Source organism: Prochlorococcus sp. MIT 1342 (assembly GCF_047304495.1).
GTDB lineage: Bacteria > Cyanobacteriota > Cyanobacteriia > PCC-6307 > Cyanobiaceae > Prochlorococcus > Prochlorococcus marinus_D.
In genome coordinates, this window is record NZ_CP138957.1 from 435535 (window position 1) to 450914 (window position 15380).

Consider the following 15380-nt stretch of genomic DNA (forward strand, 5'->3'; position numbering starts at 1 on the left):
CAGCTACCCTCAAGTCCCTCTAAAGAACTCTCTTCTATATGGCCCGGGTCGGTGTCCTCTTGATGAACCTAGGGGGGCCTGAACGTATCCAGGATGTAGGGCCTTTTCTCTTTAATATTTTTGCCGATCCGGAGATCATTCGGCTGCCTAACCCCGCTCTTCAGAGGCCTCTGGCCTGGTTGATCAGCACGCTGCGCAGCAGTAAATCCGAGCAGGCTTACCGCTCAATCGGGGGCGGTTCACCTCTGCGGCGGATCACTGAACAACAGGCTCGGGAGTTGCAGAGCTTGCTTCGGCAACGCGGTATCGATGCCACGAGCTATGTGGCGATGCGTTATTGGCATCCATTCACAGAATCCGCTGTCGCAGATATCAAAGCTGATGGGATTGATCAGGTGGTGGTGCTTCCCCTCTACCCTCATTTTTCGATTAGTACCAGTGGCTCGAGTTTTCGAGAGTTGCAGCGCTTGCGACAGACGGATGAATCTTTCCGCAAGCTGCCAATACGTTGTATCCGCAGCTGGTACGACCACCCTGGATATGTTTGTGCCATGGCGGAGTTGATCGCTGAGCAGGTTCGGCTGAGTGATGTACCTGAAGAAGCTCAAGTGTTTTTTAGTGCTCATGGAGTGCCCAAGAGCTATGTCGAACAAGCAGGTGATCCATATCAGAAGGAGATCGAGGCTTGTACAACTTTGATCATGGCTGAGCTGGAAAACCTTCTTGGCTATGGCAATCCTCATTCCCTTGCCTATCAAAGCCGAGTGGGTCCAGAGGAATGGATTCAGCCCTATACCGATCAAGTTATTGAGCAGCTTGGTGAGGCTGGTACACGGGATTTAGTGGTTGTGCCGATCAGCTTTGTGAGCGAACACATCGAAACTCTCGCCGAGCTTGATATCGAATACCGCGAGCTGGCGACCGAAGCAGGGATTGTTCATTTCAGGCGGGTGCCTGCTCTTGATACTTACCCCACATTCATTGAGGGTTTGGCCGATCTGGTTGGATCCAGTCTTGAGGGGCCAGAGATCAATCTCGATGAGGCTGCCAAGCTGGCCGGTCGAGTGAAGTTCTATCCCCAGGAGAGATGGCAATGGGGCTTGAATACCAGTTCTGAAGCATGGAATGGACGCATAGCCATGCTTGGGTTTGCGGCTTTTTTGTTGGAGCTGATCAGTGGCCATGGCCCTTTGCACGCGATCGGTCTGCTCTGAGTGTTGGCTCGTTAAGGGTCGTCTCACTCTTCTTGTTGGTTCGTCTTTGGGATGACTGTTCTCAACGGAGTCCATTTGTATTGGGGCATTCGCCCTCAGGCAGCAGGCTCACTGACGGATTGATTTTGCTGGTGATGGTGAAGAACCAATAGGCAATCTGTACGGCAGGCCCTTAATCTTTAGAAGCAGACCATGCTTTGCCACTGCCGTGACTTTGACTTCTTCAACCACGGCTCTCGGTGGTTCATCACAACAAGTGCAAAAGCGTATGACGGGCGCCGATGCCCTGATGGATGCTCTTCGCCGCAACGGTGTGGAGATCATCTTTGGTTATCCAGGTGGTGCAATCCTTCCGATTTACGACGCCGTTTATAAGGCTGAGCAGCAGGGATGGTTGAAGCACATCCTTGTTCGCCATGAGCAGGGGGGCGCCCATGCGGCTGATGGCTATGCAAGGGCTACAGGTCGTGTTGGAGTTTGCTTTGGAACCTCTGGGCCAGGCGCAACCAATCTGGTTACTGGTATCGCCACGGCTCAGATGGATTCTGTTCCAATGGTGGTGATTACAGGACAGGTCCCTCGACCATGCATTGGTACAGATGCTTTTCAGGAAACTGATATTTTCGGGATCACTCTGCCTATCGTGAAACACTCCTGGGTTGTTCGCGATCCGGGTGATTTGGCTTCGGTTGTTGCTCAAGCATTTTTTATTGCAGCTTCTGGGAGACCTGGTCCGGTGTTGATTGATATCCCTAAGGATGTGGGCCAGGAGGAATTCGACTATCAGCCAGTTGAACATGGATCGGTCGTGCCTGCAGGATTTCACCGATTCCCGGCTCCAGAACTTTCCTCAATTGAGGCGGCTCTCGATTTAATTGATGATGCTCAGAGGCCTCTCCTTTACGTTGGCGGAGGAGTTATTTCTGCCGGAGCTCACGAGAGTCTTAAGGGTTTTGCAGAACGTCACCAGATACCTGTCACCACCACATTGATGGGTAAGGGGGCGTTTGATGAGCGACATCCTTTGGCTTTGGGGATGTTGGGAATGCATGGCACTGCCTATGCAAACTTTGCAGTTACTGAATGTGATTTGTTGATCGCTGTTGGTGCACGTTTCGATGACCGTGTTACAGGCAAGCTTGATACTTTTGCGCCCCGCGCAAGAGTGATTCATTTTGAAATTGATCCAGCAGAAGTAGCTAAGAACCGACGTCCTGATGTTGCGGTATTGGGTGATGTTGGTGTCAGCTTGGTGAAGTTATTGGACTTGAGTAAGCAAAAGTCTGTTGAGTTGAGGACTTCAGCATGGCTAACTCGTATTGAGAGTTGGAAGAACCTTTACCCCTTGATGACTCCGCCTGAGGAGGGTCCAATTTATCCTCAGGAGGTGCTCTTGGCGATAAGGGACTTGGCTCCTGAGGCCTACATAACAACTGATGTGGGCCAGCATCAGATGTGGGCGGCTCAATATTTACGGAATGGGCCTCGTCAGTGGATCAGTAGCGCGGGATTGGGAACGATGGGTTTCGGGATGCCAGCTGCTATTGGTGTTCAAATTGCTTTGCCAGATGAACAGGTTGTTTGTATCGCTGGTGATTCCAGCATCCTGATGAATATTCAGGAGTTGGGAACACTGATTGAGTACAACATCCCAGCCAAGATTGTGATTGTGAACAACCAATGGCAAGGGATGGTTCGTCAGTGGCAGCAAAGCTTCTACGAAGATCGTTATTCAGCCACTGACATGCTTCCGGGCATGCCTGATTTCGTGGCATTGGCGAAGGCCTTCAGGGTTGGTGGGGTGTTGATTACTGAGCGAAAGGATCTCAGGTCAAGTTTGAAGCAGGCCCTTGCGACTCCAGGTCCGATGCTCATCGACGTGCATGTGCGACGTGATGAAAATTGCTATCCGATGGTTCCTCCTGGCAAGAGCAACGCTCAAATGGTGGGTTTATCTAACCACCCTGAACTTTCTGGGGTTTCTCTGTGATGCAACGACTGCAGTTTGTTCTTCTAAGCATTCTGCTTGTTTTGTTCATCGCACCATTGCCTGTCATGGCGGCGGAAGTGCTGCGTGTGAGTAGCTCCTCGTTGCTACTGGTTGGTGACCACAACCGAACCTATACCGTTCGTCTTGCTTGTTTGCAGGTGGATCCATCTGATGAGGCGGAAGCGATGGCTTGGTTGAAGTCAGAGCTACCCAGGCGCCGGCGGGTCAATCTGCGCCCAGAAGGTTCTAGCGAAGGGGTGCTTTTGGCGCGGGTGACATCCATCGGCAGCGATGTAGATCTCAGTGCAGGGCTAGCGGCTTCTGGTTTAGGTCGTTTAACTTGCGATTCGCCTCAGACTTGAGATAGGAGTGGCTCTGCAGGATCAAATTGTTTCTCTAGAAAGATCTTGTGATAAAGCCAGAGGTGTCTGATCCATCAGCCCTACTCTGATGACGTTGGGTCTTCAGGATCATGGCCCCCTCCCAAGCGGCCCCTTCAAGTGGTTCGTCTTTGGCTGCAGATTCCATTGCAAGTGGGTCTTGGAGGCAAAGGTTCTTTAAGGCTCCCTGGCGGAGCTGGTTGATGATTTTTGCCAGCCTCCTTGGCTGTCAGGCGGTTTCGGCAAGTGGGCTGCTGTCTCCATCTGTGGTGGTTCTGTTGCCAAAGGACTCTGCTGTAGAAGGTGCCAATGAGATCTTCCTCAAGGGCTTCCAGTTGGGAGAGGAGAAGGTAAGAGGTTGCGGTCTTTCGCTGGCGTCTGTGAAGTTGCGTCTTCTCAATCTGGATGATGATCCTGCTGTGGCTTTATCAGGTAACCCGCGGTTGAAGTTGGTCGTGGCGCCTCCTGCTGCGGATCTTCGTGCTTTTTCTGCTCTGGCGTCTAAGCGCAATTTCAGTGTGGTGTTGCCTTATCAGCGGGGCGCTTCGTTACGAAGTCTTGGTGAGCTGGATGCACGTTCACGCCTGTGGTTCTTGGTGGCACCTGTTCGCGATGATCATCAGGCCATGGCTCAGCGAGTGATGGAGCAGGGTTGGCGCCGCGTCATGGTGGTGCGAGATCCATCTGAGCTTGGTGTTGCTGCAGCGAAATCTTTTATTGAAGCCTTTGAAATCCTTGGGGGGAGGGTGGAGAGCTACGAGCCCGAGTTGGTGCAGAGCGTGAATCCTGACGATGGCGAACGACTTAAGCGTTTGCAGCAGGACCTGGTCTGGCTAGGACCTGATGCTCTTGTCTTGGCGTCTCGCCCATCAGGTCCTCTTGCGCAGGCTTTGAAAAATGCGCAGATGGATGGATCGCTTGGGCGGGGACCACAACATCCAGCCTGGGTATGGCTTGCATCATCGGATTTGGCGAGTGATATCGGTCCAGAAGCCTGGGAGCAGCTCTTGTTGAAGCAATCCTCACGGGGGCCTGGTTGGCAGAAATTTTCTGAATCGTTTGAGCAGCATTGGGGGCAGGCGCCCGATTTGTTGGCCGCTGCTGGCTTTGATACTGCTCGAATAATTGCGCTGTCAACGATGTCTGCTTCTAAAGCTTCTGCAGAGGGAAGCGCTGATCCTCTTGGATGGGTTGATGCAGAAAGTGAACCCCAGCCTCTTTGCAAAGCTTTGCGCTTGCGGCTCGAAGGCAAACAAGTGCGTTTGGAGGGCGCCGCTAGCAGTTTTGCTTTGCGAGCAGGACATACACCTTCTGGGACAACAGTTTTTACACGAGTTTCTGCTTTGGGGCCTGACTGAGGCAGAACTCGAATCTGCTGGGATTGAATCAGGATTGGATGGAGCTGATGCGCTTTACGTGTGAGGTGATGACGTGTTGCGGTTGAGTGAGTTGAAGCTTCCCCTTGATCATTCGCCAGAGGCGATCGAAGCAGTCATCCTTAAGCGGTTGCGTATTCCGCCTTCCCAGCTCATCAATCACAGGCTGGTGAAACGAAGTATTGACGCTCGACGTCATGAGCGGATCCAGTTCATCTACAGCGCGGATGTGAAGGTTCGAGGGGAAGCTGCTCTGTTGAAACGCCACGCAGGCAATCAAAAGATTCGTAAGGCTCCAGACACCCGCTATTACCCAGTTGCGCAGGCGCCAACAGATTTCCCTCAAGTAGAAACGCAGCGGCCGGTTGTGGTGGGTGCAGGCCCTTGTGGTTACTTTGCAGCTCTGCTTCTGGCACAGATGGGTTTCAAGCCTTTGCTGTTGGAGCGCGGTCAGTCGATCAAAAAGCGCACGCTAGAAACCTTTGCTTTCTGGAGGGGACAGCGGCCTTTCAATCCTGATTCCAATGCCCAATTCGGTGAAGGTGGGGCGGGGACTTTCTCAGACGGAAAGCTTTATAGCCAGGTGAGTGACCCTGAACACTATGGGCGCAAGGTGCTTGAAGAATTGGTGGCCAGTGGAGCCAATCCAGAGATCCTTACGGTGCACCGACCTCACATTGGCACCTACAAATTGGCCACGGTGGTGCGTGGAATGCGCGCCAGAATTGAGGAGCTTGGTGGTGAGATTCGATTTGAGACTCGAGTTGATGAATTGCTGCTGCGGCGAGATTTAGATCATTCACGCACTGGCAAGCCTTTGCAGGTGGTAGGGCTGAAGCTTGCCGATGGCAGCACAATTTGCAGTCGGCATGTGTTATTTGCCCTGGGTCATTCAGCCCGGGACAGCTTCGCCATGTTGGAAAGGGTTGGCGTGAAGCTTGAGGCCAAGCCCTTTTCTGTAGGACTCCGCATCGAACACCCCCAGCCTCTGATCGATCGCGCGCGCTGGGGTCCAATGGTGGGTCATCCACAACTCGGCCATGCGGAATACAAGTTGGTTCATCACGCTCGTAATGGCCGCTCTGTCTATAGCTTCTGCATGTGTCCGGGGGGAGTTGTGGTGGGTGCTACATCGCAAGCAGATTGCGTGGTTACCAATGGCATGAGTCAACACACGCGCAATGAACGCAATGCCAACAGTGCCTTGGTTGTGAATTTGGAGCATCAGGATTTGTGCAGTTATGAGCGTTGGCCAGGAGATCCTTTGGCAGGAGTGGCCTTGCAGTGGGACTTGGAACGAAGGGCTTTTCAGCTTGGAGGGGGTGGATATTGCGCCCCTGCTCAGCGCCAGGAGGATTTCCAGGCGGGCAGGCCTACAACTTGCCTTGGTGAGGTGATTCCCTCTTATCTGCCAGGGATCACGTTGGTTGACCTGAATCAGATGTTGCCGGCTCCGTTGATTGAGGCTTTAAGAGAGGCCTTGCCGGCCTTCGCTAGGCGTTTACCAGGCTATGAGCATCCTGATGCTGTACTCACTGGGGTTGAGACCCGAACCTCATCGCCTGTGCGTATTCCCAGGGATAACTCCTTTGAGTCGCTTAACACCACTGGGCTGATTCCTGCTGGAGAAGGGGCTGGTTATGCCGGAGGCATCCTTTCGGCTGGCATTGATGGGATTAGGGCTGCAGAAGCCCTGGCGAAACAGCTTGTGGTTGCTCAGTCTTCAGCTTGAGCAACGATTCCACTCCACTGCACAGCTTTGATGTGGTCCCTGCGCCATGAGTAAAAGAGGCTGGGCTCTGCCACTGTGCATAGCGGGCAACTGCTGATCTGCTCGCTGCTTAACCCAGCTCGTTTTAGTTGTTCAGCAGCAGCCAAGCGAATGTCGAGACGCAATCGCTGTGGCTGTTTGTCTGCATCGAGAATGCCTCGTTCTTTGAGTGCAGAGAGCCGTTTCTCCAGCTGGATTGCTGGGTTGTTTGGATCTGCTTCGAGGCTTTTGGCCACAGCTTCTGCAACATCAACTTGAATCTGATAGTTGGAACCGCTTACAGCTGGTCCTAGAGCAACAAGCAGAGTCTCGATTTTTGCTCCTCGAGATTCCAACTTTGCTAGAACTTCCTGCAGGATTTTGGCGGCTACGCCTCGCCAGCCCACATGACATGCGGCTGCATGCCCCGTGGACTGGTCGGCAATCAGTATTGGAGTGCAGTCGGCAGTGCAGACCCAGAGACTTTGTCCACCCCTGTCGCTGACGAGGCCATCAGCCTCCGGCCAGGGTGGGCGGTTGGCTTGTGAGGCTTGGAGCACCTTGCCGCCATGAACTTGTTGGGGTCTATGAACGCTAATGCCTGCGCTTAGGTAACCAGCTAGTTGATCTGGGCCTCGATCTTGCCAGCGTCGCGTGAAGAATCCATGTTCGAAACCAGCCTTTTGTAGAAGGTCGGCCTGCAGGTAGTAGCCCCCATAGCAACCGACCCAGGTCCATCCTTTGAGTTGGTTGAAAAGGGTATCTGGAGTAGCAAGCGGGTCTTGGTTGTCAGTTTCCGCTGCCGGCCCCAGCGATGTCATGGTTGCGGCAGGTCACGCAGCATCCAGAAACCAGCAAACCGTTTTTCCTCTGGGGAGGTCTGCACAGAGATGAATTGCAGTCCGCCGGCTTGCTCTCTTGCTTCTAGGAGGCTCTGTTGAACTGCCGTGGCTGTTTTGTCATCCAAATCCGTCACCAGCCAGCGATCGTCTTGACCTGCTTCAAGCATCAGCTGCGTGCCATCGACGGCCAAGCAAACTGGTTCCAGGCCTCCAAGCCAGCCTGCTAGAGCCAAAGCACGGGTTTGACTGAACATCCGTACACCTGGTACGGGGATGTTGTCGTTGTCGTTTGCTCCAACTGGTAGTAGGCCGCCGAAGCCGATTGGCCACTCTTGGGCTTCGCGTAGCAAACCTAAGGGTAGGGAGGCCCAGCTCCAGGCGTCTCCCCTTACAGCCTCAGGTAGAGGCACTGGGGGTGTTGGTATCGGAGTTGGGGGAGGAGCCAGTGGACCAGCCATGTAGCCCTCCTCAAGGGGGTAGACATCCCGTTCTCGCTCGGCGAGCCAGTCGAGTAGGGCATAGGTTCTGCGGCTTGGAATGACTTCGATGCCAAGCTCTGCGGCAGCCCGTTGCACCATGGTTCGCATCGATATACGCCAACAGCGAAGCCTGAGAGGGGCCTCCCAGCCTTGTTCCTGAGAGTCTTTCAGGGCCTCTCTCAGGGCATCGGTCAGCCACAGTGAATTGACTTCTCCTGCAGGGCAGCGTTTTACCCAGCGGAATGGTGCAGTTCCTGACGGGTCCTGGGAGCTGCTAATTAACAACTCCCAACGTTTTTTGCCGTCAGATTCAAGGATTGGTCGCGAGTAGAAGTCGAGCTCCCAGTCAGTCTTAGGGTGTTGGTCTGTGATGTTGGGCGTATTGGCAGCAATCATCCTGCTGACTGTTCCTGCTGCCTAAGGACGTTACGAGCTTTGTTGGCTCGATCAGTCGCTTCAGCCATAACCTTATCTTTTTCGATTAGGAGTTCGCCCGGTTGTCCTTCCAGTAGGGCTGTGTTCAGGGCAATGCGTCCGCGACCAGGGTCCATTTCGGTGATCAAGGCTTTGACTCGATCGCCTTGGTTGAATACCTCCCGCAGGGATCTAAGACTGCCACCGGTGATCATGGATTGGTGAAGGAGGCCACTCACACCGCCTAGGTCTATGAAGAAACCGTAGGGCTTCACTGCTACGACTTGACCTTCCACGAGCTGTCCTACTTCAAGTTCAGAGAAGCGGGCGGCGGTAGCGGCCCGCTTCTCTGAAAGCACCAGCTTGCGGGTTTCTGGATTGACTTCCAGGAATGCCACACCAAGGGTTTTCCCGACAAGCGCTTCGTGATTCTCTCCATTTTGGAGCTGAGAGCGGGGGATAAATCCTCTCAGGCCTTCAAGGTCGCAGGTCACTCCACCACGGTTGAATCCATTGACCTTGACCTGGGCGACCTTGCCTTCCTTCTCCATCTGCTGCACCTTGCTCCAGCTCTTACGCAGCTCTAGAGCTCGACAGCTGATTGTGACCATCCCATCGGCATTTTGCTCTCGAGTGACGAGTACTTCGACCTCTAAACCCTTTGGGAAGCGCTCTTTGAGGTTGGTAATCACGCCAAGGCCGCATTCATTTTTGGGCATAAAGCCTGGTGCTTTGCCGCCGATGTCGACGTAAACACCATCACTTTCCAAAGCGATGACCTTGCCTGTAGCCACTTCCCCTGTGGTTCCAATTGGTTCGTTTTCATCTAGAGCAGCCAAGAAGGCGTCTTCATCGAAGTCGAAATCGTCGACACTGCGTGCTGGATTGGATTGCCCTTCTTCGTTGCGATGATCGATGCCCTTCGGGGCCGAAGCGCTTCGGCGTGACTGATCGGCCGGACCAAGTAGATCGGCCATCGTCATGTTTTGCAGCTCGCCGAGATCAAAACGACTCGCATCTGAGGCTGCATCAGCTGAGACGGATCGATTGGGGGCGTTGCTGAGCTGGCCTGATGCTGCAGTTGCTTCGCTGCCAGGTGAAGTTGTTTCGGCGGCTTCTCGCACTAGCTTTTCTTGTTCCCCACGTCTGCTGATGTGCATGACCTGCAGGGGCTTGCGAGGGGCTTCCGCTGCGGGTTTAGGGGGCTTTGGTTTATTGGGCTGCGGACTGCCTGATCCGGCCATGGGGGCCTTGGGGTCGTCGATCAAGCATTCTGACAGGCAGGGTGGGGTTCTGTTCGCAGATTGGGGCTGATGTCTATTTCTTGCAGGCGTTTTGACCATCTCAGCTGGCCAGAGGCTGCAGAGGCGGTTGGTCTGGAGGGATCCACCTTGGTTTGGCCATTCGGGGCCTGTGAACAGCATGGTCCGCATTTGCCTCTGATAACGGACGCTTTTTTCGCAGAGCGGATGTTGGTAGAGGTTCTTGAACGCTTGCCTGCTGACCTGCCGATCTGGATGTTGCCAGCCCAGTCATTGGGATTTTCTCCGGAACATGAGGCATTCCCAGGAACTCTTTCCCTTTCAGCGAACCTGATGTTTCAGCTGGTCATCGAAGTTGGTCAGCAATTGGCGGCCATGGGAGTTCGTCGTTTGCTGCTTTTCAATGCACATGGAGGCCAGATTGGCTTATTGCATGTGGCGGCTCGGCAGCTTCGTGCTCAATGCCCTGCGATGGCTGTATTGCCCTGTTTTCTCTGGAGTGGTGTGGGGGCATTAAAGGATTTGCTCCCTGAAAGTGAGCGTGAGGTAGGGCTGCATGCTGGTCTGGCTGAAACCAGCCTGATGCTGTCCATGGCCCCTGAGTTGGTAGGGCTTGAGCGCCCTGTCGATGGTGACCACTACACCCCTGGCCTATCCACCACTCCGCCGATGGGTTGGAGCCTTGAGGGGCATGCTCCATGTGCTTGGCTTACGGACGATTTCAGTAAGTCCGGGGTGATCGGTGATAGTCGAGAGGCTAATGCTGCGCTAGGGAAAGCATTGGAGCAGGCTTTGGTTGATCACTGGGTTAATTTGCTGATCAGCCTGATGGGAAGCCAATGGCCTCCGGTGAGAGAACCAGAAGGCTTGTGATTTAAAGGGCGGCTTGAGTCAATTTTCCCTAGTAGAGGGTTAAAGTCTCTCGACTTACGACTTTTAAAAGATCCATGCCTACGCTAGAGATGCCTGTGGCAGCTGTTCTTGACAGCAATGTTGGATCTTCAGAAGCCCTGCCAGACTTCACTTCAGATAGGTATAAGGATGCATACAGCAGAATCAACGCAATAGTCATTGAGGGCGAACAGGAAGCCCATGACAATTACATCGCGATTGGCACGCTGCTTCCCGATCATGTCGAAGAGCTCAAGCGGCTTGCCAAGATGGAGATGAGGCACAAGAAGGGCTTTACAGCTTGCGGCAAGAACCTTGGCGTTGAGGCTGACATGGACTTCGCAAGGGAGTTTTTTGCTCCTTTGCGTGACAACTTCCAGACAGCCTTAGAACAAGGGAAAACACCTACATGCTTGCTGATCCAGGCGCTCTTGATTGAAGCCTTTGCTATTTCGGCTTATCACACCTATATCCCTGTTTCTGACCCCTTTGCTCGCAAGATTACTGAAGGTGTCGTGAAGGACGAGTACACACACCTCAATTATGGCGAGGCTTGGCTCAAGGCCAATTTGGAGAGTTGCCGTGAGGAGTTGCTTGAGGCCAATCGCGAGAACCTGCCTCTGATTCGCAGGATGCTTGATCAGGTGGCCGGTGATGCTGCTGTGCTGCAGATGGACAAGGAAGATCTGATTGAGGATTTCTTAATCGCCTACCAGGAATCTCTCACTGAGATTGGCTTTAACACTCGTGAAATTACCCGTATGGCAGCGGCAGCTCTTGTGAGCTGAACTGCTGCCTTTGAGCTTCCTTTTTGCTTATGTTCAGTTGTGAGCAGCCCGGTTGAAGGTCAAGCAATTGACCGTAAAGATCAGCATTCATGGGATCATGGTTGACTTGGACCTCTCCAGGGCTTATAGGGTGGGCTCAGCTTTGCCGTACGTCAGCACTACATGTTTGGTCTGATCGGTCATTCCACCAGTTTTGAAGATGCCAGGAAGACGGCACTTCAGATTGGCTATGACCATCTAGATGGAGACCTAGATGTTTGGTGCAGTGCTCCTCCGCAGTTTTTGGAACAGATTGAGGTAGAAAGCCTTACAGGAAAGAAAATAGAAGGGGCTTATATCGATTCATGTTTTGTGCCAGAAATGTTGAGTCGGTTCAAAACTGCCCGTCGCAAAGTTCTCAATGCCATGGAAATGGCGCAGAAGAGAGGCATTCAGATCAGTGCCCTAGGCGGATTTACCTCAATTATTTTTGAGAACTTCAATCTTCTTAAGCATCAACATGTACGAAACACCACTCTTGAATGGGAGCGATTCACAACCGGCAACACTCATACTGCTTGGGTTATTTGTCGTCAGCTTGAGAACAATGCACCACTTTTGGGCATTGATTTAAGCAAGGCGCGTGTAGCGGTAGTTGGTGCCACTGGCGATATAGGTAGTGCTGTTTGCCGTTGGCTTTCCTCTCGAACGGGTGTCGCTGAACTTCTTTTGGTGGCTAGACAGCAACAACCTCTTATAGATCTTCAAACTGAATTGGCTGGCGGCAGAATACTGAGTCTTGAAGAGGCCTTGCCTGAAGCTGATGTTGTGGTTTGGGTTGCCAGCATGCCTAGAACCCTGGAAATCGATATGGAGAGTTTGCGCAAGCCTTGCTTGATGATTGATGGGGGCTATCCGAAGAACCTAGATGCAAAGTTTGCTGGTAGTGGGGTGCATGTGCTCAAAGGAGGAATCGTTGAGTTCTGCAATGACATCAGCTGGGATGTTGGCTGGATTGCAGAAATGGATAAGCCTGCGAGGCAAATGTTTGCCTGTTTTGCAGAAGCAATGCTGTTGGAGTTTGAGAATTGCCACACAAACTTCAGTTGGGGGCGTAACCAGATCACCCTTGAGAAAATGGATTTTATCGGCATGGCGTCTTTGCGTCATGGTTTTTCAAGCCTCAATCTCAATCACCAACTTCAGGCTGCTGCAGCCTGAACCTTGTTTCCGGATCTTCTCTTGTTATGGCTCGTCGTTATCTGTTTGAGTTCGAAAAGCCATTGGTAGAACTAGAGCAGCAGATTGAGCAGATCCGAGAGCTTGCACGCGATTCCGAAGTCGATGTCAGTCAGCAGTTGCTCCAGTTAGAAACTTTGGCGGCTCGTAGACGGGAGGAAATTTTTCAAGCTCTTACACCGGCCGAAAAAATACAAGTCGCGCGACATCCTCACCGGCCGAGCACCTTGGATTTTATCCAAATGTTTTGCGACGACTGGGTTGAGTTGCACGGTGACCGTCGTGGTAGCGACGACCAGGCGTTGGTTGGTGGTGTGGGCCGTATTGGTAAGCGCTCTGTGCTGCTGATCGGACATCAAAAGGGCAGGGATACAAAAGAAAATGTGGCTAGAAACTTTGGGATGGCTACGCCTGGTGGTTACCGCAAGGCTCTTCGTCTGATGGATCATGCCGATCGTTTTCGTTTACCCATCCTCACTTTCATCGATACGCCAGGTGCATATGCAGGCCTGCTTGCCGAGGAGCAGGGGCAAGGGGAAGCCATTGCAGTCAACTTGCGTGAAATGTTCCGTTTGCGCGTGCCAGTGATTGCCACGGTGATTGGTGAAGGAGGCTCGGGTGGCGCTCTTGGAATTGGCGTAGCTGATCGTTTGCTCATGTTTGAGCACAGCGTATACACCGTGGCCAGTCCGGAAGCCTGTGCTTCGATTCTTTGGAGAGATGCCGCCAAAGCTCCTGAGGCAGCTGCTGCTTTGAAGATCACTGGTCCAGACCTCCTTAACTTAGGAGTGGTGGATGAAGTGCTTCCAGAACCAGCTGGAGGCAACAACTGGGCCCCTCTTCAGGCGGGAGAGGTGCTCAGAGAGGCTATCGAGCGGCACCTCGATGAGCTTCTTGGTTTAAAGGTTAATCAGCTTCGCGAAGCGCGGTATCGAAAATTCCGGGCGATGGGTCGTGTTCTCGATCCAAGCTCGTCGGAAACCGGCTTGCCTGCCTAGGGTTATTGGGGTTGCATTCGCTCCTTGCCTACTGCCCTGATTACTGGAGCATCTCGCGGTATTGGGGAAGCAGCTGCGCGGTTGTTTGTCAATTCCGGTTGGGATTTGATGTTGGTAGCCCGCAGCCAAGATGCACTTCAGGCACTTTCCCAAGAGCTAAAAAGTACAGGCCAGAATGTTCTTTTTAAATCAATCGATTTGGCTGATCCAGGAGCCATTGCTCCTGGTATCGAGGATTTGCTTGGACGGGGCCATTGCCCATCGGTGTTGATCAACAATGCTGGGGCGGCTTGGACAGGGGATCTTCTATCCATGCCTTTGAAGCGTTGGCAATGGTTGCTTCAGATGAATCTCACTAGCGTCTTCCAGTTGTGTTCTGTTGTGGTGCCTGCGATGCGTACCAGCGGTGGATTGGTGATCAATGTGAGCAGTCATGCCTCTCGCAATGCTTTCCCACAGTGGGGTTCGTACTGCACTACCAAAGCAGCATTGGCTACTTTTACTAGTTGCTTGGCGGCGGAGGAGCGCAATCATGGGATACGTGCTTGCACCCTCACTCTTGGAGCGGTCAATACCCCTCTTTGGGATACTGAAACCGTCCAAAGCAGCTTCGACCGTGATGCCATGCTGTCTGTTGAGCAGGCAGCCGCCGCCCTTCTACACTTGGCTCAGCAGCCACCATCACAGGTGATTGAAGATCTAACTCTGATGCCAGCCACTGGCGCCTTTTGAACAAGCCTTTAATGACTTCCATCATCCCAGCATCATCTAAAGACCTAGGTCAGCATCGCAATGGCTTGCCTGGGAATGGTCAGCCAAAAAATGAAAACAAGATCTCTGAACGTATACGTGCCCGCCTAGTTGCAGAAGATGTTTCCTTCCTCGCCAACGACAATATTGCAGAACATATTCAACCTGGAGAGTTGAAGGAACTTGAAGTAGAAGTTGCCGATCGTGTGCGAGAACTGCTCCAAAGCTTAGTGATTGATATTGATAATGACCACAACACACAAGAGACTGCCGAGCGGGTTGCTCGCATGTATTTAAATGAAGTATTTAAAGGCCGATTCTATAAGCAGCCAGATGTTACTAGCTTTCCAAATACAAAAGATTTAGATGAAATTTATACTGTTGGCCCCATAACTGTTCGCTCGGCGTGCTCTCATCATTTGGTTCCTATTCTTGGTAACTGTTGGATTGGCATTAAGCCTGGCAGCCGTGTAATTGGGCTCTCAAAGTTCGCAAGAGTTGCCGATTGGGTATTTTCAAGACCTCATATTCAGGAAGAGGCTGTGATGATTCTTGCTGATGAAATAGAGCGTTTATGTGAGCCTAAGGGTTTAGGGATAATAGTAAAAGCACAACATTATTGTATGAAATGGCGAGGAGTGAAAGAGCCAAGTACCAGCATGGTCAATTCTGTTGTTAGAGGCGTTTTTCGTCATGATCCTAGCCTTAAGCAGGAATTTTTCGAGCTTGTTCGCCAGCAGGAGTCCACGCTAGTAACTTAAAAGTTCTTTCTAGCTAGTAACTTAAAAGTTCTTTCTAGGTCTTATAGAGGTATAAGGCTTAATGATGGCCAGGTCTGATTAACATGTGTGTATCAACTTCGCTTGTTGCTAGCCAAGTCGATGAAGCTCTGCCAAGCTAATTCTTGTATTTACAACTTAGAGGTTAATGTATTCACCTTTGTTTGCAATGGCTCTTAATCTGAGCCCATTAGCGATTGGAGTGATTGTAGTTGCAACTGTCTTGGTGTTAGGCGCGAATGTTTTTTT

The 15380-nt window shown here is 52.3% G+C and carries 14 protein-coding genes; 11 read left to right on the plus strand and 3 right to left on the minus strand.

The genetic code is table 11. The features are described 5' to 3' along the window. Nucleotides 1–38 precede the first annotated feature (38 nt). The 5 genes from hemH (at nt 39) to SIB79_RS02300 (ending at nt 6692) form a co-directional block, all read left to right on the plus strand. Nucleotides 39–1214 (plus strand): ferrochelatase, encoded by a 1176-nt coding sequence (gene hemH / locus SIB79_RS02280; RefSeq protein WP_063403731.1) that lies wholly within the window; start codon nt 39–41, stop codon nt 1212–1214. A 208-nt stretch (nt 1215–1422) separates the two neighbouring features. Next, nucleotides 1423–3204 (plus strand): biosynthetic-type acetolactate synthase large subunit, encoded by a 1782-nt coding sequence (gene ilvB / locus SIB79_RS02285; protein WP_074161336.1) that lies wholly within the window; start codon nt 1423–1425, stop codon nt 3202–3204. Then, the gene (locus SIB79_RS02290) at nt 3204–3566 is read left to right on the plus strand and encodes a hypothetical protein (RefSeq protein WP_063403733.1); all 363 of its coding nucleotides are present in this window, start codon (nt 3204–3206) and stop codon (nt 3564–3566) included. Before ilvB ends, SIB79_RS02290 begins: the two co-directional genes overlap by 1 nt. Before the next feature lie 110 nt (nt 3567–3676). Then, the gene (locus tag SIB79_RS02295) at nt 3677–4942 is read left to right on the plus strand and encodes an ABC transporter substrate-binding protein (RefSeq protein ID WP_074161337.1); all 1266 of its coding nucleotides are present in this window, start codon (nt 3677–3679) and stop codon (nt 4940–4942) included. A gap of 73 nt (nt 4943–5015) precedes the next feature. Next, nucleotides 5016–6692 carry an NAD(P)/FAD-dependent oxidoreductase gene (locus SIB79_RS02300; RefSeq protein WP_063403734.1) on the plus strand — a complete coding sequence of 559 codons (1677 nt, stop codon included), beginning with the start codon at nt 5016–5018 and terminating at the stop codon, nt 6690–6692. Here SIB79_RS02300 and pgeF read toward each other — a convergent pair. From pgeF to SIB79_RS02315, 3 genes are read right to left on the minus strand one after another with little or no spacing between them, the layout of a single operon-like run. Next, nucleotides 6677–7531: a peptidoglycan editing factor PgeF gene (gene pgeF / locus SIB79_RS02305; RefSeq protein ID WP_063403735.1), complete on the minus strand. Its 855-nt coding sequence runs from the start codon at nt 7529–7531 to the stop codon at nt 6677–6679. The genes SIB79_RS02300 and pgeF overlap by 16 nt on opposite strands. After that, nucleotides 7528–8427: a Tab2/Atab2 family RNA-binding protein gene (locus SIB79_RS02310; RefSeq protein ID WP_011130603.1), complete on the minus strand. Its 900-nt coding sequence runs from the start codon at nt 8425–8427 to the stop codon at nt 7528–7530. Before SIB79_RS02310 ends, pgeF begins: the two co-directional genes overlap by 4 nt. Then, nucleotides 8424–9689: a S1 RNA-binding domain-containing protein gene (locus SIB79_RS02315; RefSeq protein WP_063403736.1), complete on the minus strand. Its 1266-nt coding sequence runs from the start codon at nt 9687–9689 to the stop codon at nt 8424–8426. Before SIB79_RS02315 ends, SIB79_RS02310 begins: the two co-directional genes overlap by 4 nt. A gap of 69 nt (nt 9690–9758) precedes the next feature. On the opposite strand from SIB79_RS02315, the gene SIB79_RS02320 reads away from it, so the two are divergent. The 6 genes from SIB79_RS02320 (at nt 9759) to folE (ending at nt 15113) form a co-directional block, all read left to right on the plus strand. Further along, the gene (locus SIB79_RS02320; protein ID WP_063403824.1) at nt 9759–10580 is read left to right on the plus strand and encodes a creatininase family protein; all 822 of its coding nucleotides are present in this window, start codon (nt 9759–9761) and stop codon (nt 10578–10580) included. A 74-nt stretch (nt 10581–10654) separates the two neighbouring features. Beyond that, a complete protein-coding gene (locus SIB79_RS02325) occupies nt 10655–11386 on the plus strand; it encodes an aldehyde oxygenase (deformylating) (protein WP_063403737.1) in 732 nt (243 codons plus the stop codon). A gap of 162 nt (nt 11387–11548) precedes the next feature. Further along, nucleotides 11549–12586, plus strand: coding sequence for a long-chain acyl-[acyl-carrier-protein] reductase (locus SIB79_RS02330; protein WP_063403738.1), 1038 nt, complete (start codon nt 11549–11551; stop codon nt 12584–12586). A 26-nt stretch (nt 12587–12612) separates the two neighbouring features. Then, the gene (locus SIB79_RS02335; protein ID WP_011130598.1) at nt 12613–13602 is read left to right on the plus strand and encodes an acetyl-CoA carboxylase carboxyltransferase subunit alpha; all 990 of its coding nucleotides are present in this window, start codon (nt 12613–12615) and stop codon (nt 13600–13602) included. Nucleotides 13603–13626: 24 nt separating this feature from the next. Continuing rightward, entirely contained in the window at nt 13627–14334 is a 708-nt protein-coding gene (locus SIB79_RS02340; RefSeq protein WP_063403739.1) for an SDR family oxidoreductase, read from the plus strand. Nucleotides 14335–14345: 11 nt separating this feature from the next. Next, on the plus strand, nt 14346–15113 hold the full coding sequence (gene folE / locus SIB79_RS02345) for a GTP cyclohydrolase I (protein ID WP_063403740.1): 768 nt from the start codon (nt 14346–14348) through the stop codon (nt 15111–15113). The last annotated feature ends 267 nt before the right edge of the window (nt 15114–15380 follow it).

Coding starts and splice junctions, on each gene's coding strand:
- SIB79_RS02325 (WP_063403737.1), top strand. CDS start 10,655: ATGCCTACGCTAGAGATGCCTGTGGCAGCTGTTCTTGACAGCAATGTT.
- hemH (WP_063403731.1), top strand. CDS start 39: ATGGCCCGGGTCGGTGTCCTCTTGATGAACCTAGGGGGGCCTGAACGT.
- pgeF (WP_063403735.1), bottom strand. CDS start 7,531: ATGACATCGCTGGGGCCGGCAGCGGAAACTGACAACCAAGACCCGCTT.
- SIB79_RS02320 (WP_063403824.1), top strand. CDS start 9,759: ATGTCTATTTCTTGCAGGCGTTTTGACCATCTCAGCTGGCCAGAGGCT.
- SIB79_RS02290 (WP_063403733.1), top strand. CDS start 3,204: ATGCAACGACTGCAGTTTGTTCTTCTAAGCATTCTGCTTGTTTTGTTC.
- SIB79_RS02335 (WP_011130598.1), top strand. CDS start 12,613: ATGGCTCGTCGTTATCTGTTTGAGTTCGAAAAGCCATTGGTAGAACTA.
- SIB79_RS02310 (WP_011130603.1), bottom strand. CDS start 8,427: ATGATTGCTGCCAATACGCCCAACATCACAGACCAACACCCTAAGACT.
- SIB79_RS02315 (WP_063403736.1), bottom strand. CDS start 9,689: ATGGCCGGATCAGGCAGTCCGCAGCCCAATAAACCAAAGCCCCCTAAA.
- SIB79_RS02330 (WP_063403738.1), top strand. CDS start 11,549: ATGTTTGGTCTGATCGGTCATTCCACCAGTTTTGAAGATGCCAGGAAG.
- SIB79_RS02295 (WP_074161337.1), top strand. CDS start 3,677: ATGGCCCCCTCCCAAGCGGCCCCTTCAAGTGGTTCGTCTTTGGCTGCA.
- folE (WP_063403740.1), top strand. CDS start 14,346: ATGACTTCCATCATCCCAGCATCATCTAAAGACCTAGGTCAGCATCGC.